General features: G+C 45.1%; 17 protein-coding genes. 6 read left to right on the forward strand and 11 right to left on the reverse strand.

Annotated elements, in window-relative coordinates:
• Positions 1-70: 70 nt before the first annotated feature.
• The 5 genes from glpG to L5L77_RS05670 form a co-directional block, all read right to left on the reverse strand.
• Complete coding sequence (gene glpG, locus L5L77_RS05650) at positions 71-916, reverse strand: rhomboid family intramembrane serine protease GlpG (RefSeq protein WP_263186451.1); 846 nt, start codon at positions 914-916, stop codon at positions 71-73.
• Entirely contained in the window at positions 913-1218 is a 306-nt protein-coding gene (gene glpE / locus L5L77_RS05655; protein ID WP_006084745.1) for a thiosulfate sulfurtransferase GlpE, read from the reverse strand. Before glpE ends, glpG begins: the two co-directional genes overlap by 4 nt.
• A gap of 101 nt (positions 1219-1319) precedes the next feature.
• Positions 1320-2345: an L-threonine 3-dehydrogenase gene (gene tdh / locus L5L77_RS05660; RefSeq protein ID WP_012090660.1), complete on the reverse strand. Its 1026-nt coding sequence runs from the start codon at positions 2343-2345 to the stop codon at positions 1320-1322.
• An 11-nt stretch (positions 2346-2356) separates the two neighbouring features.
• Positions 2357-3550 (reverse strand): glycine C-acetyltransferase, encoded by a 1194-nt coding sequence (locus tag L5L77_RS05665; protein WP_105250756.1) that lies wholly within the window; start codon positions 3548-3550, stop codon positions 2357-2359.
• Positions 3551-3836: 286 nt separating this feature from the next.
• Positions 3837-4484: a TetR/AcrR family transcriptional regulator gene (locus tag L5L77_RS05670; RefSeq protein WP_263186450.1), complete on the reverse strand. Its 648-nt coding sequence runs from the start codon at positions 4482-4484 to the stop codon at positions 3837-3839.
• A gap of 200 nt (positions 4485-4684) precedes the next feature.
• Here L5L77_RS05670 and waaA point away from each other — a divergent pair, with 200 nt between their 5' ends.
• Positions 4685-5950, forward strand: a complete 1266-nt coding sequence (gene waaA, locus L5L77_RS05675; RefSeq protein WP_263186449.1) for a lipid IV(A) 3-deoxy-D-manno-octulosonic acid transferase — start codon at positions 4685-4687, stop codon at positions 5948-5950.
• Between the two features lie 26 nt (positions 5951-5976).
• Here the strand turns inward: waaA and L5L77_RS05680 are convergent, their stop codons facing one another.
• Positions 5977-6732 carry a 3-deoxy-D-manno-octulosonic acid kinase gene (locus L5L77_RS05680; RefSeq protein ID WP_168826112.1) on the reverse strand — a complete coding sequence of 252 codons (756 nt, stop codon included), beginning with the start codon at positions 6730-6732 and terminating at the stop codon, positions 5977-5979.
• Positions 6733-6830: 98 nt separating this feature from the next.
• On the opposite strand from L5L77_RS05680, the gene L5L77_RS05685 reads away from it, so the two are divergent.
• From L5L77_RS05685 to L5L77_RS05695, 3 genes are all read left to right on the forward strand, one after another.
• A complete protein-coding gene (locus L5L77_RS05685) occupies positions 6831-7874 on the forward strand; it encodes a glycosyltransferase family 9 protein (RefSeq protein ID WP_263186448.1) in 1044 nt (347 codons plus the stop codon).
• A gap of 90 nt (positions 7875-7964) precedes the next feature.
• Positions 7965-9050 carry a glycosyltransferase gene (locus L5L77_RS05690; RefSeq protein ID WP_263186447.1) on the forward strand — a complete coding sequence of 362 codons (1086 nt, stop codon included), beginning with the start codon at positions 7965-7967 and terminating at the stop codon, positions 9048-9050.
• 24 nt (positions 9051-9074) lie between these two features.
• Positions 9075-10157 carry a CDP-glycerol--glycerophosphate glycerophosphotransferase gene (locus L5L77_RS05695; RefSeq protein WP_411569158.1) on the forward strand — a complete coding sequence of 361 codons (1083 nt, stop codon included), beginning with the start codon at positions 9075-9077 and terminating at the stop codon, positions 10155-10157.
• Positions 10158-10205: 48 nt separating this feature from the next.
• Here L5L77_RS05695 and L5L77_RS05700 read toward each other — a convergent pair whose 3' ends face one another.
• Positions 10206-11378 carry a glycosyltransferase family 4 protein gene (locus L5L77_RS05700; protein ID WP_263186445.1) on the reverse strand — a complete coding sequence of 391 codons (1173 nt, stop codon included), beginning with the start codon at positions 11376-11378 and terminating at the stop codon, positions 10206-10208.
• Positions 11379-11734: 356 nt separating this feature from the next.
• Complete coding sequence (locus L5L77_RS05705; RefSeq protein WP_263186444.1) at positions 11735-12805, reverse strand: glycosyltransferase; 1071 nt, start codon at positions 12803-12805, stop codon at positions 11735-11737.
• Between the two features lie 282 nt (positions 12806-13087).
• Here L5L77_RS05705 and coaD point away from each other — a divergent pair, with 282 nt between their 5' ends.
• Positions 13088-13579 (forward strand): pantetheine-phosphate adenylyltransferase, encoded by a 492-nt coding sequence (coaD, locus tag L5L77_RS05710; protein WP_105250747.1) that lies wholly within the window; start codon positions 13088-13090, stop codon positions 13577-13579.
• 90 nt (positions 13580-13669) lie between these two features.
• On the forward strand, positions 13670-15145 hold the full coding sequence (locus L5L77_RS05715; RefSeq protein WP_263192730.1) for a capsule assembly Wzi family protein: 1476 nt from the start codon (positions 13670-13672) through the stop codon (positions 15143-15145).
• A gap of 72 nt (positions 15146-15217) precedes the next feature.
• On the opposite strand, the gene mutM is transcribed toward L5L77_RS05715, so the two are convergent.
• From mutM to moaA, 3 genes are all read right to left on the reverse strand, one after another.
• The gene (gene mutM / locus L5L77_RS05720; protein ID WP_263192732.1) at positions 15218-16033 is read right to left on the reverse strand and encodes a bifunctional DNA-formamidopyrimidine glycosylase/DNA-(apurinic or apyrimidinic site) lyase; all 816 of its coding nucleotides are present in this window, start codon (positions 16031-16033) and stop codon (positions 15218-15220) included.
• A gap of 35 nt (positions 16034-16068) precedes the next feature.
• On the reverse strand, positions 16069-16524 hold the full coding sequence (locus tag L5L77_RS05725) for a hypothetical protein (protein WP_263192734.1): 456 nt from the start codon (positions 16522-16524) through the stop codon (positions 16069-16071).
• A gap of 90 nt (positions 16525-16614) precedes the next feature.
• The gene (gene moaA / locus L5L77_RS05730; protein ID WP_263192735.1) at positions 16615-17598 is read right to left on the reverse strand and encodes a GTP 3',8-cyclase MoaA; all 984 of its coding nucleotides are present in this window, start codon (positions 17596-17598) and stop codon (positions 16615-16617) included.
• Positions 17599-17604 lie beyond the last annotated feature (6 nt).

Raw genomic sequence — 17604 nt, forward strand, 5'->3', positions numbered from 1 at the left:
GCGGTTTGTAGAGGAGTGAAGCGAGTCATTGAACCAAGATAAATTTCAGGATTTATCTTGGTTCACAATATTAGATTGAGCTCGAGGATTTGCGGCTATCAAATAAACCTTGGGCTAAACCTATGAGTAAGCCGCCAATGTGGGCACCATTAGCAACCGAAACCCCTAGAATGTCTGTGAATCCCAATGCCAACCATATCATCATAAAGCCCATATATGATGGTGGGAAATCTATTCCAACTGCGGGTTTACGTATACCCATGATCCAAGTGTAACCGACGACGGCGTACACTACGCCGGACAAGCCGCCGAAGTTAGGTCCACTGATATAGTATTGGATGACGTTTGGCAGTGTGCCCGCCACTAACAGTAAAATCAGCAGGGGAGCCGTGCCGATACGGGTTTCGATTTTGCCACCTAAATACCACCACCACAGTAAGTTAAAGATGACGTGCATGGCGGAAAAATGCAGCAGGCTCGGGGTAAAAACACGCCAGAATTGGCTGAACTCTGAATGAGGTACTGCCCCAAAATAGGACAGTGCTTCGTAGGTTTGGTTGGCGAATCCTAAGTTCATCGCCGCAAAAATGAGTACGCAAACCGCAAAAACGATCAACGTGACTGGGCCTGCGCCGGTAATGAATTGGGTGAACAACTGCAGCGAAGGGGCACCATAATCGAGTTTGGTTTGGGTATCGCCGTGTTCCCACGAGGCTTGCAGATATTTATTGTCGTAAGGGTGAGCAATAAAGTGGGCAAACTCTTTGCGTGCTTGCTCTACATCTTTGTCATGGATAACCAGAATGGCAACACCCTGAACCAGCGGCTCAATTTGGCAGTCAATGTCTTCCCCTTTGAGGTAATCGACAAATGCCTGCGCGGCTCTGCTGTTGGGGAGTCTGCCAATTTCTATCATGCATTCGCCTCATGCCAGGCGCTATAGCCGCCGTCTAGGCTGTAAACGTCATCAAAACCTTGTTCGCATAAATATTGCGCCGCATTTTGGCTGCTCATGCCGTGGTAACAAACCACCACGAGTGGGCTATCCATATCGGCTTGGCTAATAAATTGCGCTAGGTTTTCGTTATTCAGGTTAGTTGCACCTGCAATATGGCCGTTGGTGAAGCTATTGCCATCGCGGATATCGACGATTTGCACTGGCTGTGCTTCGGTCATTTGCAGCAATTGATTAACGCTTAAGTGTTTAAAGGAAGACATAATAAAACCTGACAAAGCTAAGAGATGGAAATCAAGATGGGATAAGTGTGCAACAAGGGGCTGCGAGTGTACAGCCCCTATCTAGGTAATGCTCTGCAGGATTAATCCCAGCTGAGGATCACTTTACCCGATTGGCCCGAGCCCATAGCGTCGAAACCTTGTTGGAAATCATCAATCTTGAAGTGGTGAGTGATGATAGGTGAAATATCTAAGCCTGATTGGATAAGACTGGCCATCTTGTACCAAGTTTCGAACATTTCACGGCCGTAGATGCCTTTAATGACCAAACCTTTGAAGATCACTTTGCTCCAGTCGATGGCCATTTCACCACTTGGAATACCGAGCATAGCGACTTTGCCGCCGTGGTTCATGGTATCTAACATGGCGTGGAAGGCCGATGGTACGCCAGACATTTCTAATCCAACGTCGAAACCTTCGGTCATGCCCAGTTCTTTCATCACGTCTTTTAGGTTTTCTTTTGACACGTTCACAGCGCGCGTGGCGCCCATTTTACGGGCCAGTTCTAAGCGGTATTCGTTGACGTCGGTGATCACCACATGGCGAGCACCTACGTGACGACATACTGCGGCCGCCATTATGCCGATGGGACCTGCGCCGGTGATCAACACGTCTTCACCGACTAAATCGAAGGATAATGCTGTGTGCACAGCGTTACCAAACGGGTCAAAGATTGAGGCTAAATCATCGCTGATATCATCAGGGATTTTAAAGGCGTTAAAGGCGGGGATAACTAAGTATTCTGCAAATGAACCTTCACGATTGACACCCACGCCAGAGGTGTTACGGCATAAATGGGTGCGGCCTGCGCGGCAGTTACGGCAGTGGCCACAGGTAATATGACCTTCGCCAGACACGCGGTCTCCAATCTTAAAACCACGAACTTCTTGGCCGATATCAACCACTTCACCTACATATTCATGACCAACAACCATAGGGACTGGAATGGTTTTTTGTGACCATTCGTCCCAGTTGTAGATGTGCATGTCGGTGCCACAAATCGCCGTTTTTTTAATTTTGATCAGCAGATCGTTGTGGCCCATCACTGGCTTAGGCGCATCGACTAACCAAATACCTTTTTCGGCTTTTAACTTGCTTAGTGCTTTCATTGTCTTAAGTCCTAAATAATGCCCATTTCTTTGGCAATACGGGTAAAGGCGGTGATCGCTTTGTCGAGTTGCTCACGAGTATGTGCCGCTGACATTTGCGTACGGATACGGGCTTGTCCCTTAGGAACCACAGGGAACGAGAAGCCAATAACATAAATATGTTCTGCTAATAAGCGGTTAGCAAAGTCGCCCGCCAGTTTAGCATCACCAATCATCACTGGGATAATCGCGTGGTCTGCGCCGCCTAAGGTAAAGCCAGCTGCTGACATTTGCTCACGGAAATAACGGCTGTTTTCCCATACGGCTTCGCGCAGGGCTTGGCCTGATTTGAGCATTTCTAACACATGGATAGATGCCGTCACGATTGATGGTGCTAATGAGTTAGAGAACAGGTAAGGACGTGAACGCTGGCGTAACCAGTCGATGACTTCTTTTTTACCCGAAGTGAAACCGCCCGATGCGCCGCCTAAGGCTTTGCCTAAGGTGCCTGTGATGATGTCGACTCTGTCCATCACATTGCAATATTCGTGGGTGCCACGGCCGTTTGCGCCGATAAAACCTACCGCGTGAGAGTCATCGACCATCACTAGTGCGCCGTATTTATCGGCTAAATCACATACGCCTTGCAGGTTAGCAATCACGCCGTCCATCGAGAATACGCCGTCGGTGGCGATCAAGATGTTACGTGCGCCAGCTTCTTTCGCGGCGATCAGCTGAGTTTCTAAATCGGCCATGTCGTTGTTGGCATAACGGAAACGCTTCGCTTTACATAAACGTACACCGTCGATGATAGAAGCATGGTTGAGCGCATCGGAGATGATGGCGTCTTCTGCATCTAACAAGGTTTCGAACAGACCAGCGTTTGCATCGAAACAAGAAGAGTACAGAATGGTGTCTTCAGTGCCGAGGAATTCGCTCAGGCTAGCTTCTAGCTTTTTATGTATGTCTTGGGTACCGCAAATAAAACGTACTGATGCCATACCAAAGCCGTGGCTGTCTAAACCCTGTTGGGCGGCTTTAATCAGTTCGGGATGATTGGCTAGGCCTAAGTAATTGTTAGCACAAAAGTTAACAACTTCTTGGTGATTAACTTGAATGGCAGTCTGTTGTGGTGAGGCAATAACACGCTCGCTTTTATATAAGCCTTCGGCTTTGATGTCTGCAAGCTGTTGATTAATCTGTGCGTAGAATGAGGTAGAGGCCACCTGATATCTCCTTAGTTAACTTTATTCTGATTTTGGGAGTGGCGGCATTCTAACTCTAAACCTAATCGGCCTACAGCCTTTTTTTCATGCAGGTTCGCAAGATAAACTAGTTTAGGGCTAAAGTGGTTTTTACATTATAAAAACTAATGTGCAACATAAGTTTGCCACTGTTTGACTGAGTATTCTTTTAAGCGTTGTAGAGCGAAAACGGGTTCGCACTCAGTACTATAATTGCTTTGAGTTTAGTTCCGAATGCGAGTTCCCAACATAGGCGTTTGGGATGATGTTATAGGGATTCTTGACTCGCTAGCGCGTGGTAATGTTGCTCTAGGCGAGTAAAAGTCGCAACGGAAGTCGGGGTTGCATAGGCTTTGAAAATCATCAACACCCTTAACACGCCTTCATAGAGAGTGGCTTTAGTGATGGTCGACGTGCTGGACTGAGTGAGTTGGTAGCCAATCCAAAAGCTGACGATCATCTTAATGGTATCCGCCAGTTGGGTGATTTTGTCGGTATCGACACTTAAAAAACCATCTTGTTTGAGTTTATGCAGTACATGGCTCGAGCGCGTTAATACCTGTTGTTGGGCGTGTAGATAACGCTGTTTCAACTCTTCATCACGGGCGAGAATATCGGCGAGATTGGCATACATGAAACGGAACTGCCAAAGGGTGTAAAACATGGCATCGAAGTAGCCAATTAACAGTTCGACGTCGACTTGCCTATCTTCATAGGGTTGAAAACCGGATTCGAGGTGGTTTTCATACAAGCTGAAAATAGAGCGGATAATGTCTTCTTTATTGCGGAAGTGATAATAAAGATTCCCGGGACTCATATTTAAATGAGCGGCAATATGATTAGTCGTGATGCTTCTTTCACCGTGCTCATTGAATAGTTCTAAGCTGGCATAGATTATTTTGTCGCGGGTTTTCATAAGTTATCCAAATTGCTAGTGAACGCTACATCATAGATCAAAGAAAGCTAACCAACGACCGCCAAACTGCTGGTAAATTATCCCTAATTTAAGTTTCTATACATCCTCGTATTTTCGCTGAACGAACAAAAATTCAATACGATGGCTATTATGCTAACATTGCCGCCATTCATCAGGCAAAACCCATAAGTATGTTTTTAATGAATCGTTTTCTTTATTCCGCGATCTTATATTTATTATCCCCCTTGCTGATAGGGTATTTAGCCTTTCGAGCCATCAAGAGTCCGGATTACCGTGGGCGGTGGGGGGAGCGTTTTGGCTTAACTCGACTCAAATCGACAGATTTATTGATCCATTCTGTGTCTATGGGCGAAACGCTCGCAGCAATCCCATTGATCCGCTTGATTCAGCAATCCCATCCCGAGCTGAGTATGACGGTTACTACAACTAGCCCAACGGGCTCCGCCGAAGTGAAAAAAGCCCTCGGTGACTCAGTGCAGCATTGCTATTTGCCCTTTGACTTACCTTGGTGTGTGGGGCGTTTCTTGCGCCAAGTGTCACCTAAATCCTGCATCATTATGGAAACCGAGCTGTGGCCTAACTTAGTTGCCTTAGCAGCCAAGCGAGGTGTGCGCTTGATGTTGGCCAATGCTCGCCTATCGGCCAAGTCGGCGGCGCAATATGCTAAGCGTTCTAAACTCAGTCGGCCTATGTTGCAACGACTCGATGTTATTGCGGTGCAGACTCAAGTGGAAGCCCAGCGTTTTATCGAGTTAGGTGTATCGCAGGACAGAGTGACAGTATGCGGTAGCTTGAAGTTTGATCTCAGTATTACGCCAGAACGTTTGGCCCATGCCAAGCAGCTGCGTCAGGCTTGGGGACGAGAAGTTTCGCCTATTTGGGTGGCGGGTAGTGTGCATCCTGGGGAATTTGCCGCCATGCTCATAGCCCATAGACAATTATTGGCTCAGTGGCCCGATGCCTTGCTGATCATAGCGCCGCGTCATCCAGAGCAGTTTAATGCCGTCGCCGATGTTGTCGCGGGCCAAGGTTTTGAATGGGCTCGTCGTAGTGACAATAAAAATGTGACGGCCACGACTCAAGTGCTGGTAGGCGATACCATGGGTGAACTTCTGACCTTTTATGGCGCGGCGGATCAGGCCTTTGTCGGTGGCACGCTGATCAATAATGGTGGCCATAATCCCTTGGAGCCTGTTGCTATGGGCGTGCCTGTTATGGTGGGGCCGAACCATTGGGACTTTGCCCAAATTACGCAGATGTTGGCGGATGCTGGTGGGTTAAGGGTTGTCGCTTCGGCGGATGAACTTGCCGCTAACTTGATTGAGTATTTTGCTAAACCTGAGTTACGCCTGCAGGCGGTGAACGCGGGATTGGCTGTGGTTGAGGCTAATCGTGGTGCCTTGCAACGACAATTTCTTCTCGCGCAATCTTTAATAACCGCTTAATTCAACTGGATAATTTTTTTAGTGGTTCAGGCGCTTTGCATCGCCGCTTGATAGCCCTGCATCAGTGATGACCAGTTATCAGCGGTGAAGGCAAGGTTTGGTAACTTGCCTTGTTCTTTATTGAAGGAACGTAAAAGTCTATCTAGATTCGATTGCTGCCATTGCGGGCTCGGTGTTTTTAACTCGCCGCGGTCGAAATCGATAAGATAAAACCGTTCTGGCGTTAAGGGTTCAGTTTGCGCGGGCTGGAACAGAATATTCTTGGCATTAAGGTCGGCGTGGTACACACCACGCTGGTGGAATTGGGCGATAGTTGCTCCCAATGCTTGCCATTGCTCAGTGCTCATGACCCCTTTGCCGAGTTTAGCGACTAAATCTTCGGCGCCTTCGACCCGTTCGATAATGATATCGGCGCGGTAAAATAATCCATCGCGCACTATGTTGGCGGCAATCGGTTTAGGTACAGCAAAATCTTCGCGATACAAAATGTCTAATAAGCGTAACTCACCCATGGCGCGGGTATTTTCGAGGCCAGTATAAACGTAAGCATCTTTGCTGAATTTCTCCATTAAGCCGCCACGCCAATAATGACGCAATACCCAATGACTGTGCTCAAATGCCACAAACCAAGTGGTGTAGCGGCCTTTGGATGAACCTACGACAGCATTTTTAGCCCGCCAAAAATCCACCGAGAACCACGCGGGATCGATATCTGTTGGCGTATCTTGGCAAACTGCCATGTGACCTTGGGCGGTTTTTATGAGCTGTATCTGAGCATTCATCGGAGATTTGTTGACTTAAGCGTGGCACCTAGGGCCATTCTACATTAAGATCCTTAGCTTGCGCCAAATAACCTTAAGAGCTTTTAGCTTCAATCCCAATGAGTTTAAATCCCAATACCATGAATTCTCTTTGTTTGCTTCGCTTATCCGCTATCGGTGACGTCTGTCATGCCGTGGCTATGGTGCAGGCGATTCAGCGACAATATCCCGAGCTCAAAATCACATGGGTGATCGGTAAACTCGAATATCAATTGTTGAAGCATTTACCCGGCATTGAGTTTGTTATTTTCGATAAATCTCAAGGATGGCGCAGTTATTTTAATTTGCGTAAGGCCTTAAAAGGCCGACGTTTTGACGTGCTGCTGCATATGCAAGTTGCGCTACGTGCAACCTTGGCTTCATTAGCCATTTCGGCAAAGGTGCGCATAGGCTTTGATGGTGCCCGCGCTAAAGAAGGTCAGTGGCTAGTGACAAATCACAGGGTGGAGCCCTTGGCAAATCCCCATGTGCTCGAAGGATTTATGGGATTCGCTAAGGTGATTGGCGTTAACGATCTCACTCCTCAATGGCATATTCCTGTGCCAATTGCGGATACTGAATTTGCCCAGACGCAGATTAAAGACAATGAAAAAGTCTTTATCATTTGCGCTGCAGCCAGTAAGGCTGAACGTAACTGGTTACCAGAGCGCTATGCCGCCGTTGCGAGCCATGCGATTGCGAAAGGATTTAGAGTCATGCTTTGCGGTGGCCCAACTCAACTTGAGAAGGATTTAGCAGAGCAAATTTTGCAGGCTTGTCCCTCTAAAATCGATAATTTAGTGGGCAAAACCAGTCTGACGCAATTATTGGCCCTGCTAAAACGCGCAAGCTTAGTGTTAGCTCCGGATACTGGCCCTGCGCATATGGCGGTGACCCAAGGTACTCCGGTGATCGGTTTATATGCCCATTCCAATCCTGGGCGCACAGGTCCTTACCTATCGCAGCAATATGTGGTGAGTGCCTATGATAAGGCCATGAGATCGCAACATAGTGGACAAATTAAGTGGGGAACTCGCGCCAAAGGCGAGCATTTGATGTCTTTGATCAGTGTTGAAGCTGTGATTGAGAAGTTTGATCTGGTGGTTCAGCAGACACTCAGTTAAGGCTTGTTAGTATCAGCATTCTTGTTCAGCACTCTTGATGTATCGCTGCGTTAGCGGTTTGTATTCAGAATATCGTTTAGGAGATAAATCATGCGGATAGCCATTGCCATTGACAGTTTAGCGGGTGGCGGAGCCGAAAAGGTCATGATTACCTTAGCCAAGCAATTTATTCGCTTAGGGCATGAGCCGCATTTTTTAGTTATGGAAGATAATCGCTATTATGAAATCCCAGATGACTTACCCATTCATCAATGTTTTGCCCCTAAGGATAAAGATTTCGACCATTTTGGGCGATTGAATGCTTCGGTTAACAAACTCAGCGCAAAAATCGCGGAAATTGAATCTCAAGTGGGCAAGTTTGATTTGTTTTTATCAAATTTAGATAAAACCAATTTAATGATGACCAAAACTGGTGTTTCACCGCTTTATGTCATAGTCCATTCTTCTGTAGAAGAAGAGTTGAGCCGCCAATTTAAACTGGGACCGTTTGCTTATTTCAAGAAGCTAAAATCCAAAAAATCGCTCAATGGCCAGCATTTGATTACTGTCTCAAATGGCATAGCAAAGGAGATTAAAGATAAAGGTCGTTTGCATCCAGCATCGATGCAGACTATCTATAATCCATTTGAATTTAACGAAATCACATCTCAATCACAGCAAGATAATCCGCAAATCCCTCAGGGAGATTATCTTATTCATGTCGGTCGTTTTGCTAAGCAAAAGCGCCATGATGTGTTGTTTGAAGCCCTCAAGCTCACGCAAAATCAACTTCCTGTCGTGCTCTTGTGTCATAACCACAAAAAAGCGATAAAAGCAGCGAAAAAGTTTGGTATTGAAAAGCGATTAATTATTCCCGGTTTTCAAAGTAATCCTTTTCCATGGATTAAGCAGGCTAAGGCATTAGTGCTCAGCTCTGATTTTGAAGGTTTACCGACAGTCTTGATTGAATCTTTAGCTTGTGGGACTCCTGTTGTGAGCACTGATTGCCCACATGGACCCAGTGAGATTTTAACGGGGAATTTAGTGCCTTATCTCGTGCCGCGTCGTGATCCCAAAGCGTTAGCTAAAATGATAGACGAGGTTGTTAGCTTGCCGCCATCCCTCGAGCAGGTTGAGATTTTGGCCAAAGTCGATGCGACCTTAATTGCCGAACAATATTTAGCGTTGGCAAAATAATTTATTCGTTTGTGTTTTAGGAGCATGCTTGTGGAAGAAGCCAAACAAGCCAAAAGACGTTATTTATTTTACATAGCGCAAAACTATTCCTATGCGATGTTAAGGCCACTTCAACAAGTCATTTTGGAAAGAGGTGATGAGGTTAGCTGGTTCTTAGAGGGAAATGAGGTCGATCCTAAGTTTTTAAAAACCGATGAACTGCGCTTGCAGAGCATCGATGCTGTGAAAGCGTGGAAACCAGATGCGGTATTCGTCCCTGGGAACGTTGTCCCTCGTTTTATTCCTGGGGTTAAAGTGGGCGTATTCCATGGATTTAATGCGGGTAAAATGAATCATAAGGGCCGAGAAGATCACTTCGAAATCAGAGATTGTTTTGATTTGTATTGTACCCAAGGCCCTGCGACGACTCTGCCCTTTCTGAAACTAGAGAAAAAGTTTGGTACTTTTACTGTAGTTGAAACGGGATGGCCTGCGCTCGACCCCCTATTTCTTGAGAATAAAGATAATCCCTATATCAAAGCTGATGACCCAAGGCCAGTAGCACTCTTTTGCTCAACATTTTCCCCAAGTTTGACCTGCGCACCTGTAGTATTTGAGCAGATTAAAGCCCTGTCGCAAAAGAGCCAATGGCGCTGGTTAGTGCAATTTCATCCAAAGATGAATCCTAAGATTGTTGAGCAGTACAAGGCTTTAGAAAACGAGAATTTACAGTTTGTTGAAACTGATAATGTGATCCCTTTGCTGCAGGTGGGGGATGTGATGTTGTGTGACACTTCATCGATTCTGTTGATGTTTTTAATGCAGCGAAAACCAGTGGTGACCTTTAAAAATCAGTCACCGAAAGATCATTTAATCGATATCAGTCGGGTTGAGGATATTGAATCTGCATTAACGCGAGCACTGAGTCGTCCTGATGATTTGATGGCGCACATCCATGATTATTGCAATCAAATTCACCCTACGGGCGATGGTCAATCTAGCCAGCGAGTTTTAGCCGCAACAGATGCTTTGATTGATAAAGGCACTGATTGGCTAAAACCTAAACCATTGAACTTGTTGCGCCATTTTAAGATGCGGCGCAAGCTAGGTTATTGGAAGTTGTTTTAGCTAGTTGTCGTTACTTATGGGCCGATATTTCAATATCGGCCCATTTTGTTAGCCTTGCAGTTTCATTTCTTCAACCAGTTTAAAGATGATTTCTTGCATATTTTTCTGGAAATCTTCAATACTGTGGTTGGCTTTGATGTAGTTAACTGCCTTAACCGCGAGTTCTTGTCTTAGTTGTTCGTTTTCCATTAGATGGCGTATACCATTGACAAATAAATCGACTTTATCAAAACCATCTCCGAGCACTGTACCTGTAAATACGCCAAATTGACTCGTCAGCTCGTCGGGGTCACGGCAACTGACGAGAAGGGTGCCATAAGATAACGCTTCTAAAAAAGAAATAGGTAGAGCTTCGTGAATTGAAGTGTTGACTAAAATTTTAGCATCTTTGATTAGCTGGTTTTTTCGATCGCCTTCTACATGCCCTACAAAATGTAGGTTGGGAATATTTAGGTAGTCATTCATGATGGACTGATTTTTCTTTGACTGCCTAAATGACTGACCTAGCATGAAAAATTCATATTCAGGCATCAGTTTAGCTATCTCGCAAAACAACCAACCACGTTTGACTGACTCAATTCGTCCCAGAAAGATAATGTGATTTTTCTTCGGGTGTGCTTCTACATCGAAATTATGATCGATCTCGATAGGATTGGGTAAATATTTGATTTCTGTTTTATCATCGAGATTGTAGAGATCTCTGGCTTTACGATCTAAAAAGCGTGCCTGAGAAATAAATGAGACTTTCCCTGCCGCCCAAAGGTCATGAACAAACTGATAAATATTACTGTCCCAATAACTTTTCTCAGGGAAAAGTTTTACGGTATTAATTTCATCCCATTCATAATCAGGTCTTGGATCTTGAACCCAAAATAGGAGTTTTTTATCAATATTGGGGATGGTTTTTAGAATGCGATATGAGTGGGTTGTCATTTCTATTGACAGAAATATATCGTAATTCTTCTTTTTCAGAAACCTAATGTTAAGGAAATCCATAAACTTAGCAGCTAAGCGATAAACTTTAATACCATCGATCATATAACGACGAGGTATTAATCTTTGTTTGCTGCAGTCTTTCTTAATGAGCACTTCTACTTCAATATTTTCGTTGGGTAAGTGTTTGGCGATTAAGTGGCGTGCTAGAAAACCGTATCCACCATACACTGTGCCTGTACCACCAAAGTACTCATCAACTAATAAAGCCACTTTAAGCTTACTCATTACTACCCCAAAAAATCATTTATTGCTAATTCTACTTAGGCAGAATTATTTGATGGGAAGTATTTTGATATTTTTCAAATAGACTATCAATGAATTTATTTATTCATAAATACAGAATGGTTAACCTTATAATAAACTGTTTTATCGATGTTCAATAATAGTAATTATACAGGCTAAATGTATTGTATTTCTGTGTGTTATCACTCTTTGTTTGATGCATTTGTTAATGCATTGTGTTTTCAGGGGCTAATTCAAATGAGCTGTCATACTGTATCAGAGTGTAACAGGTGTTGGAGGTTAAGTAGAAACTCTACTTATATTCAATAGAGTTTCTACTTTTTACCGTATAAAGATATTTATTCGGCTAAGTTCAAATATTGCTTTGCAATATTTTGACTATCTACGGCTTTAAGAATAGCAAGGTCTTCAAGCGATGGAGGCGATGCCAGACATTCCAGAGCCTTTTGTGCCAACAATGCAGGTTGGCGAACGGGAACCAAATATTTAGCTAAATGTCCGGTAAGGATTTCATTCGGGCCGTGAGGGCAGTCAGTGCTTACGACGGGGGTGCCACAGGCCAATGACTCAATGACTACCGTTGGTAAGCCTTCAAAATCTGAGCTCAGTAGCATTAATTCTGCGTTGGCAATCCAAGCATAGGGATTATGTTGAAAACCGGGCGTGATAATTCGGTGCTCAACACCGTATTTTTTGGCTAATTTACGCGCTTTATTTGGTCGATTACAGAGAAGCACGAGTTTAGGTGCTGTCGGCATATCCCTCAATGCTTTGAAGAGAATGTCATGGCGCTTTTGACGAGTGACTCTACCCACATGGATCATATAAGGCTCATTGGGAATTTCGGCGATGACTTCTTGAGTCTTAATTTTTATTTCTTCTAAGCGAAAAGGGTTGTAGATGGTTTGCACGCTCTGGGGTTTTAACCAAGAAGTGGTTCTGAGTTCGTCGGCAATACCATTTGAGACTGTGATGATTTTTTTGCCGATCAGGGCCTTGGCTTTTTTCCATCTGCGCCAGAAGTGTACTGGACCGCGTTTTAACTCCATCAATAACTCTTGTTTTAACGCACAATGACAGAAGTAGTAGCAAGGATCGAAATGACAGCCGGAAACAACAACATCGCAGTCAGTTGAATTACTTAGAAAGAGTGAAAACTTGCCCGTTTTTTCGGCGGCGCTCACTTTAGCTTTGAGTTGTTGTATCTGCTCCTGTAGCGAAGGTTTTTGACCCGCTTCAAACAGATAATGAATGGTCACATTTTGCGGAGGTATAAAATCGCCTTCCCTGTGAAACACAAACAAATGCACATCTTGTCCTGCTTCCTGTAACACTTCTGCCTGCGACAAGGCGACTTTCACTGTGCCGTTGGAGAAAAAGTTATGGCAAAAAATCGCGATTTTCTTCATATATGCTCTTCTGCGTGTCTTCAAACGTCGTTTTTAAACCTAACACTGCTCAGTGTATATCGTTAAATAGGGGAGCAACATTGTATGTGGTCGGTTTTAATTTCGTGCAACATTATACCTGTTCGTGCCTTTACATGGGCTTAATCAATAGCGTTCTTGCTTATTTTGAAGCTTTTTATCGGTATTTAAAGTCGTTTTTGCTGCGATTATTCACTCGCTTGGCTAAAACGAGTAGACTGGCGAGCAATGATTTTTGGCATCCATGTGAGTTGAGTCAGCAAAGTGCATACTAGAGCAATTTACCCAGGGACATTTGATCCTATCACCAATGGTCATGCCGACTTGATTGAGCGTGCGGCTAAACTGTTTAAACATGTGGTGATTGGCATTGCGGCTAATCCTTCCAAGCAGCCTAGATTCACCCTTGAAGAGCGAGTTGAATTGGTCAATCGGGTAACTGCTCATTTGGATAATGTCGAGGTGGTGGGGTTTTCGGGGTTGCTAGTGGATTTTGCCAAGGAGCAAAAGGCAAGTGTACTTGTGCGTGGCTTACGCGCGGTATCCGACTTTGAATATGAATTCCAATTAGCAAATATGAATCGCAGATTGAGCCCTGATCTGGAAAGCGTGTTTTTAACGCCCGCTGAGGAGAATTCTTTTATCTCTTCAACCTTAGTAAAGGAAGTCGCTTTGCATGGTGGCGATGTGAGCCAGTTTGTTCACCCTGAAGTAACGGCTGCATTGGCGGCAAAGCTTAAGTTGGTTAAACCTTAGATTTTACCTGCGAACTAGATAGTTTTTACGTAGGAGTTTTGTGTTAACTTTGAGGCATTGTTGCCTTGTGATGATACTTAAAAGGATGTTATGAAGGCTTTTTTTTCCCCCACGATCCTTGCTACTAGCATTGCCTCTGGCCTATTTTTTTCTTCAATGCTTGCTGCTGCACCTTGGGTCGATGCCTCTGATATATATCTTAGAGCTGACATTCAAGCACTTGCTGATGCGGGTGTTATCACTGTGCCAGTGAATACTTATCCATTGATGTGGTCAGGCATTGGTGGTGATTTAGCGAAAATTGAGCCTGAGCTGCTTTCTCCTTCTTTAGTACAAGCCTTTGCACGGGTTAATTTTTATTATCAAAATGCTGTCGATAATCGTGGTAATGCACGGATAAAAGTATCGGCAGCATCTGATCCTGCTCGCTTTCAACATTATGGTTCTGACTATCGCGAGAAAGGTGAAGTGCTGGGCTCCTACGAGTATTTAGGATCGCGTGTTGCTTATAAGGCGACTGTGGCAGAAACCTATGATCCGCAAGATAATAAAAATTTCCGCCTTGATGAGTCTTATTTTGCCATCATTTTTGGCAATTGGATCGCAACCTTAGGCGCGGTTGAGCAGTGGTGGGGACCGGGGTTTGACTCGGCTCTACATCGTTCTAATAACGCCCGCCCTATGTCATCGTTAACCTTGAGCCGTAACAATGCCGCGGCTTTTGAAACACCTTGGTTATCTTGGATTGGCCCTTGGACCTTTAAAACCGGATTTAGCTTAACTGAAGTGGATCGTGCTGTGCCTAAGACGGCGGAGTGGGATATGCGCTTAAGTGCAAGACCGATTAAACAGTTAGAAGTGGGATTGTCTTGGTCGACCTTATTTTGTGGTGAGGGCCAAGATTGTAACTTTGACTCTTGGTGGGATTCGGTTGCGAGTAATGCTGTTTGTATCGATGGTACAAATGATTGTGCGCCGAATGAGCGCCGCGATGCAGGCCACAGAACTCAAAGTATTGATATGCGTTATGCCGATACTTTGCAGGATATCCCCGTTGGATTATATCTCGAACATAGTTGTGAAAATGGTAGTGACTGCGGCTCACTTTGGGGTATTGATACCCATTTTGGCACATCGGGTAAGCAGTTTAAGTTGTTCATGGAATATTCGGACACCTATGTAAAATGCGATGGTGATAGTGCCAATTGTTTCTATGAGGATCCTGTCTATCTGAGTGGTGCTCGCTACTATGGTCGTGCTTTGGGTTCTACCTATGATAGTGATGCACAAGTGTTTGTGGTTGGATTAGTTGGCCAGTTTAATAACAGCCGTGGTTTTACCTCGTTGCTGCGTTATGCGAAGCTGAATAAAGATGGCTCCAATGTAGCGAACACTTGGGCACCACAACCGCCAAAAGAAGATTTATTGATGCTGGAGCTTTCTTACCGTATGCCTGTGTGGAAAGGTATGTGGAGCTTAGGTGGAACAGTATCGAGATCGGAGTTTGAAGTTCAAGAAAATGATACCAATGCCACGCTATTTAGCAGTTTTGAGTATCGTTTTTGACAGATATAATTGATTGAATAACGAAAAATGCCAAGCACTTGCTTGGCATTTTGGCTTATAAATAACGCAATATTAGCGTGTTTGGCAAATGCCACAAAATACTGTGGTGCGCTGGCCTAAACGGATTTCACTCAGCAAGTTACCGCAGCTTGTGCAGGTTTCACCGCCGCGACCATAGACATGCAGTTTTTGGGCGAAGTAGCCCGGCTTGCCATCGGCATTGGTGAAGTCTTTCAGCGTGGTGCCACCCTGTTTAATGGCGTGGGCTAAGATTTGCTTCACTTCTGCAACTAAAACGGTCAAACGCTCGATATCGATTTTACCTGCTTCGGCCTCTGGATGAATGCCCGCCGCAAACAAGGCTTCATTGGCGTAAATATTGCCTACACCCACTACGATATGATTATCCATCAGGCAGAGTTTGATCGCTTTTTTCTTGCCCGTTAAAGCTGCTGCTAATTGTTTGACATTAAAAGCATTAGTCAGTGGCTCTGGCCCCAGTTTGGCGAGTAATGGATGCGCTTCTTCTGGGAGTTCACACCATAGCCAAGCACCGAATCGTCTCGGATCGTTAAAACGTAAAATGCGGCCGTTGGCGAGCACTAAGTCGATATGGTCATGCTTTTCCACTGGCGTGTCGTGGGGCAAAATCCGTAAACTCCCTGACATACCCAAATGCACTATGCTGGTGCCCGCGTCAGTGTCGATTAACAGATACTTAGCACGGCGTCGCACTTGGCGTATAACTTGGCCGATAATCTGTTTGGCTATGTCAGGCACAGGCCAGCGCAACGAGCCATTGCGGATCACAAGATCAACTACGGTTTGCTCGACAAGGTAGGGGGCAATACCCTGACGGGTGACTTCAACTTCTGGTAATTCCGGCATGGATTCTTTCTTATCTTAAGTAAAATGGGGCGGTATTAAGCTGCTGGTTTCGCATCGAGGATCGGTTGCAGTTTAGCTCGTAAACTCGGTGGTACTAAATACCAATTACCTGCGGGAGACTTTAAGGCGCCTTCATTGGGAAAATAGGTCCACAGTTGAGCATCGCGGATATCTGCAATCTGGATGACTAATTCTTGTGGATTATCTGTGGTTTCTGGCGTGGCGGTTAAGGGGGATACCCGTATGGTTTGCCACGCCTTTGCCCACTCATCACAGTTGAGGACTGTAGTGTCGCACTCCCATTGTGATGCTTGCTTGTGCAGCCATAACCCGTCGAGTTGCAGTTGTGAAAGCGGTGCATTATCGTCAAACAGTCGCTGAGCATCACTCGGAACATTATTGGTTTTGTTATCCATAAAAGTCAGCACGGCGACCATAAAGGCGCAGGCGACTATGATGATGTTATTCCATTGCTTACGAGTTAATGCCATAGAAATGTGTAACGCTAAGTATGGGGTGATGCTTCGAGTTTATCACGGCCAAATTGAGATGCTAGCCCTTAAGCGATGGAGTGGTGATGCTTAACCGCCAGTGGCGTTCATAAAGCGTAGGATTTGTACCTCATTATTGCCAAAGTCGTGTTGCTTAGGCTTGAGATTAATTCCCGCGAGAATAGCGACTTTTAATCTTTCAATATCAGCCGGAAATTCCCGGACTATGCTTTTGAGATCAACGGCATGTTCATTGCCTAAACACAGCAATAATTGGCCTTCGACTGTGACGCGCACGCGATTACATTCGTGGCAGAAGTTGTGGCTGTGGGGCGAGATAAAGCCGATATGGATTGGGCTGTCAGCCATAGTGTAATAACGTGCTGGGCCGCCGGTACGTTTGTTGGAAAGCTGTAGCGGATAGTGACTATTGATGATGGCTTTTACTTCATCGCTGCTGCAATGACGGGCGCGTTTCCGCTCATCCATTTCGCCAAGCGGCATTTCTTCGATAAAGGCGATGTCTAAGTTACGGCCACGGCAGAAATTAACTAAATCAATAACTTCATTATCGTTCTGCTGTTTTAAAATCACCGCATTAATCTTGATACGTTCAAATCCCGCCGCAATAGCCGCATCAATACCATCGATGACTCTGTCTAATTTGCCGTTACGCGTTAGCTGAGTAAACAGTGTGGGGTTTAAGGTATCTAGGCTGATATTGAGGCGCTTTAATCCTGCATCAAACATGGGTTTAGCGAATTTTGTCAGCCTTGAACCATTAGTTGTCATGGATAAATCCGTCAGCCCAGGCAGTTTACCAAGCAGACCCACTAGCTGGTCGCAATCAGTGCGAACTAAGGGCTCACCGCCGGTCAGGCGAATTTTAGTCACACCAAGCTCGGTAAAGGCTTGGGCAATCCAAGCTAATTCTTCGAGGTGGAGTACGTGGTCCTTTGGCAGAAAACAGGGATCTTCCGTCATGCAATAAACACAGCGAAAGTCGCAGCGGTCGGTGACCGAGAGCCGTAAATATTCGACCTTACGGCCAAAGGAATCCACAATTAGACTCATAAAAAC

Origin of the sequence: Shewanella sp. SM29 (assembly GCF_025654245.1) — a bacterium.
GTDB classification, from domain to species: domain Bacteria; phylum Pseudomonadota; class Gammaproteobacteria; order Enterobacterales; family Shewanellaceae; genus Shewanella; species Shewanella oncorhynchi.

Excerpts from the sequence above, each read along its gene's own strand:
- L5L77_RS05680 (WP_168826112.1), bottom strand. The coding sequence starts at position 6,732 with ATGAATGCTCAGATACAGCTCATAAAAACCGCCCAAGGTCACATGGCA.
- mutM (WP_263192732.1), bottom strand. The coding sequence starts at position 16,033 with ATGCCGGAATTACCAGAAGTTGAAGTCACCCGTCAGGGTATTGCCCCC.
- L5L77_RS05670 (WP_263186450.1), bottom strand. The coding sequence starts at position 4,484 with ATGAAAACCCGCGACAAAATAATCTATGCCAGCTTAGAACTATTCAAT.
- L5L77_RS05705 (WP_263186444.1), bottom strand. The coding sequence starts at position 12,805 with ATGAAGAAAATCGCGATTTTTTGCCATAACTTTTTCTCCAACGGCACA.
- tdh (WP_012090660.1), bottom strand. The coding sequence starts at position 2,345 with ATGAAAGCACTAAGCAAGTTAAAAGCCGAAAAAGGTATTTGGTTAGTC.
- L5L77_RS05685 (WP_263186448.1), top strand. The coding sequence starts at position 6,831 with ATGAGTTTAAATCCCAATACCATGAATTCTCTTTGTTTGCTTCGCTTA.
- glpG (WP_263186451.1), bottom strand. The coding sequence starts at position 916 with ATGATAGAAATTGGCAGACTCCCCAACAGCAGAGCCGCGCAGGCATTT.
- L5L77_RS05690 (WP_263186447.1), top strand. The coding sequence starts at position 7,965 with ATGCGGATAGCCATTGCCATTGACAGTTTAGCGGGTGGCGGAGCCGAA.
- moaA (WP_263192735.1), bottom strand. The coding sequence starts at position 17,598 with ATGAGTCTAATTGTGGATTCCTTTGGCCGTAAGGTCGAATATTTACGG.
- L5L77_RS05700 (WP_263186445.1), bottom strand. The coding sequence starts at position 11,378 with ATGAGTAAGCTTAAAGTGGCTTTATTAGTTGATGAGTACTTTGGTGGT.
- L5L77_RS05715 (WP_263192730.1), top strand. The coding sequence starts at position 13,670 with ATGAAGGCTTTTTTTTCCCCCACGATCCTTGCTACTAGCATTGCCTCT.
- L5L77_RS05695 (WP_411569158.1), top strand. The coding sequence starts at position 9,075 with ATGCTTGTGGAAGAAGCCAAACAAGCCAAAAGACGTTATTTATTTTAC.
- glpE (WP_006084745.1), bottom strand. The coding sequence starts at position 1,218 with ATGTCTTCCTTTAAACACTTAAGCGTTAATCAATTGCTGCAAATGACC.
- waaA (WP_263186449.1), top strand. The coding sequence starts at position 4,685 with ATGAATCGTTTTCTTTATTCCGCGATCTTATATTTATTATCCCCCTTG.
- L5L77_RS05725 (WP_263192734.1), bottom strand. The coding sequence starts at position 16,524 with ATGGCATTAACTCGTAAGCAATGGAATAACATCATCATAGTCGCCTGC.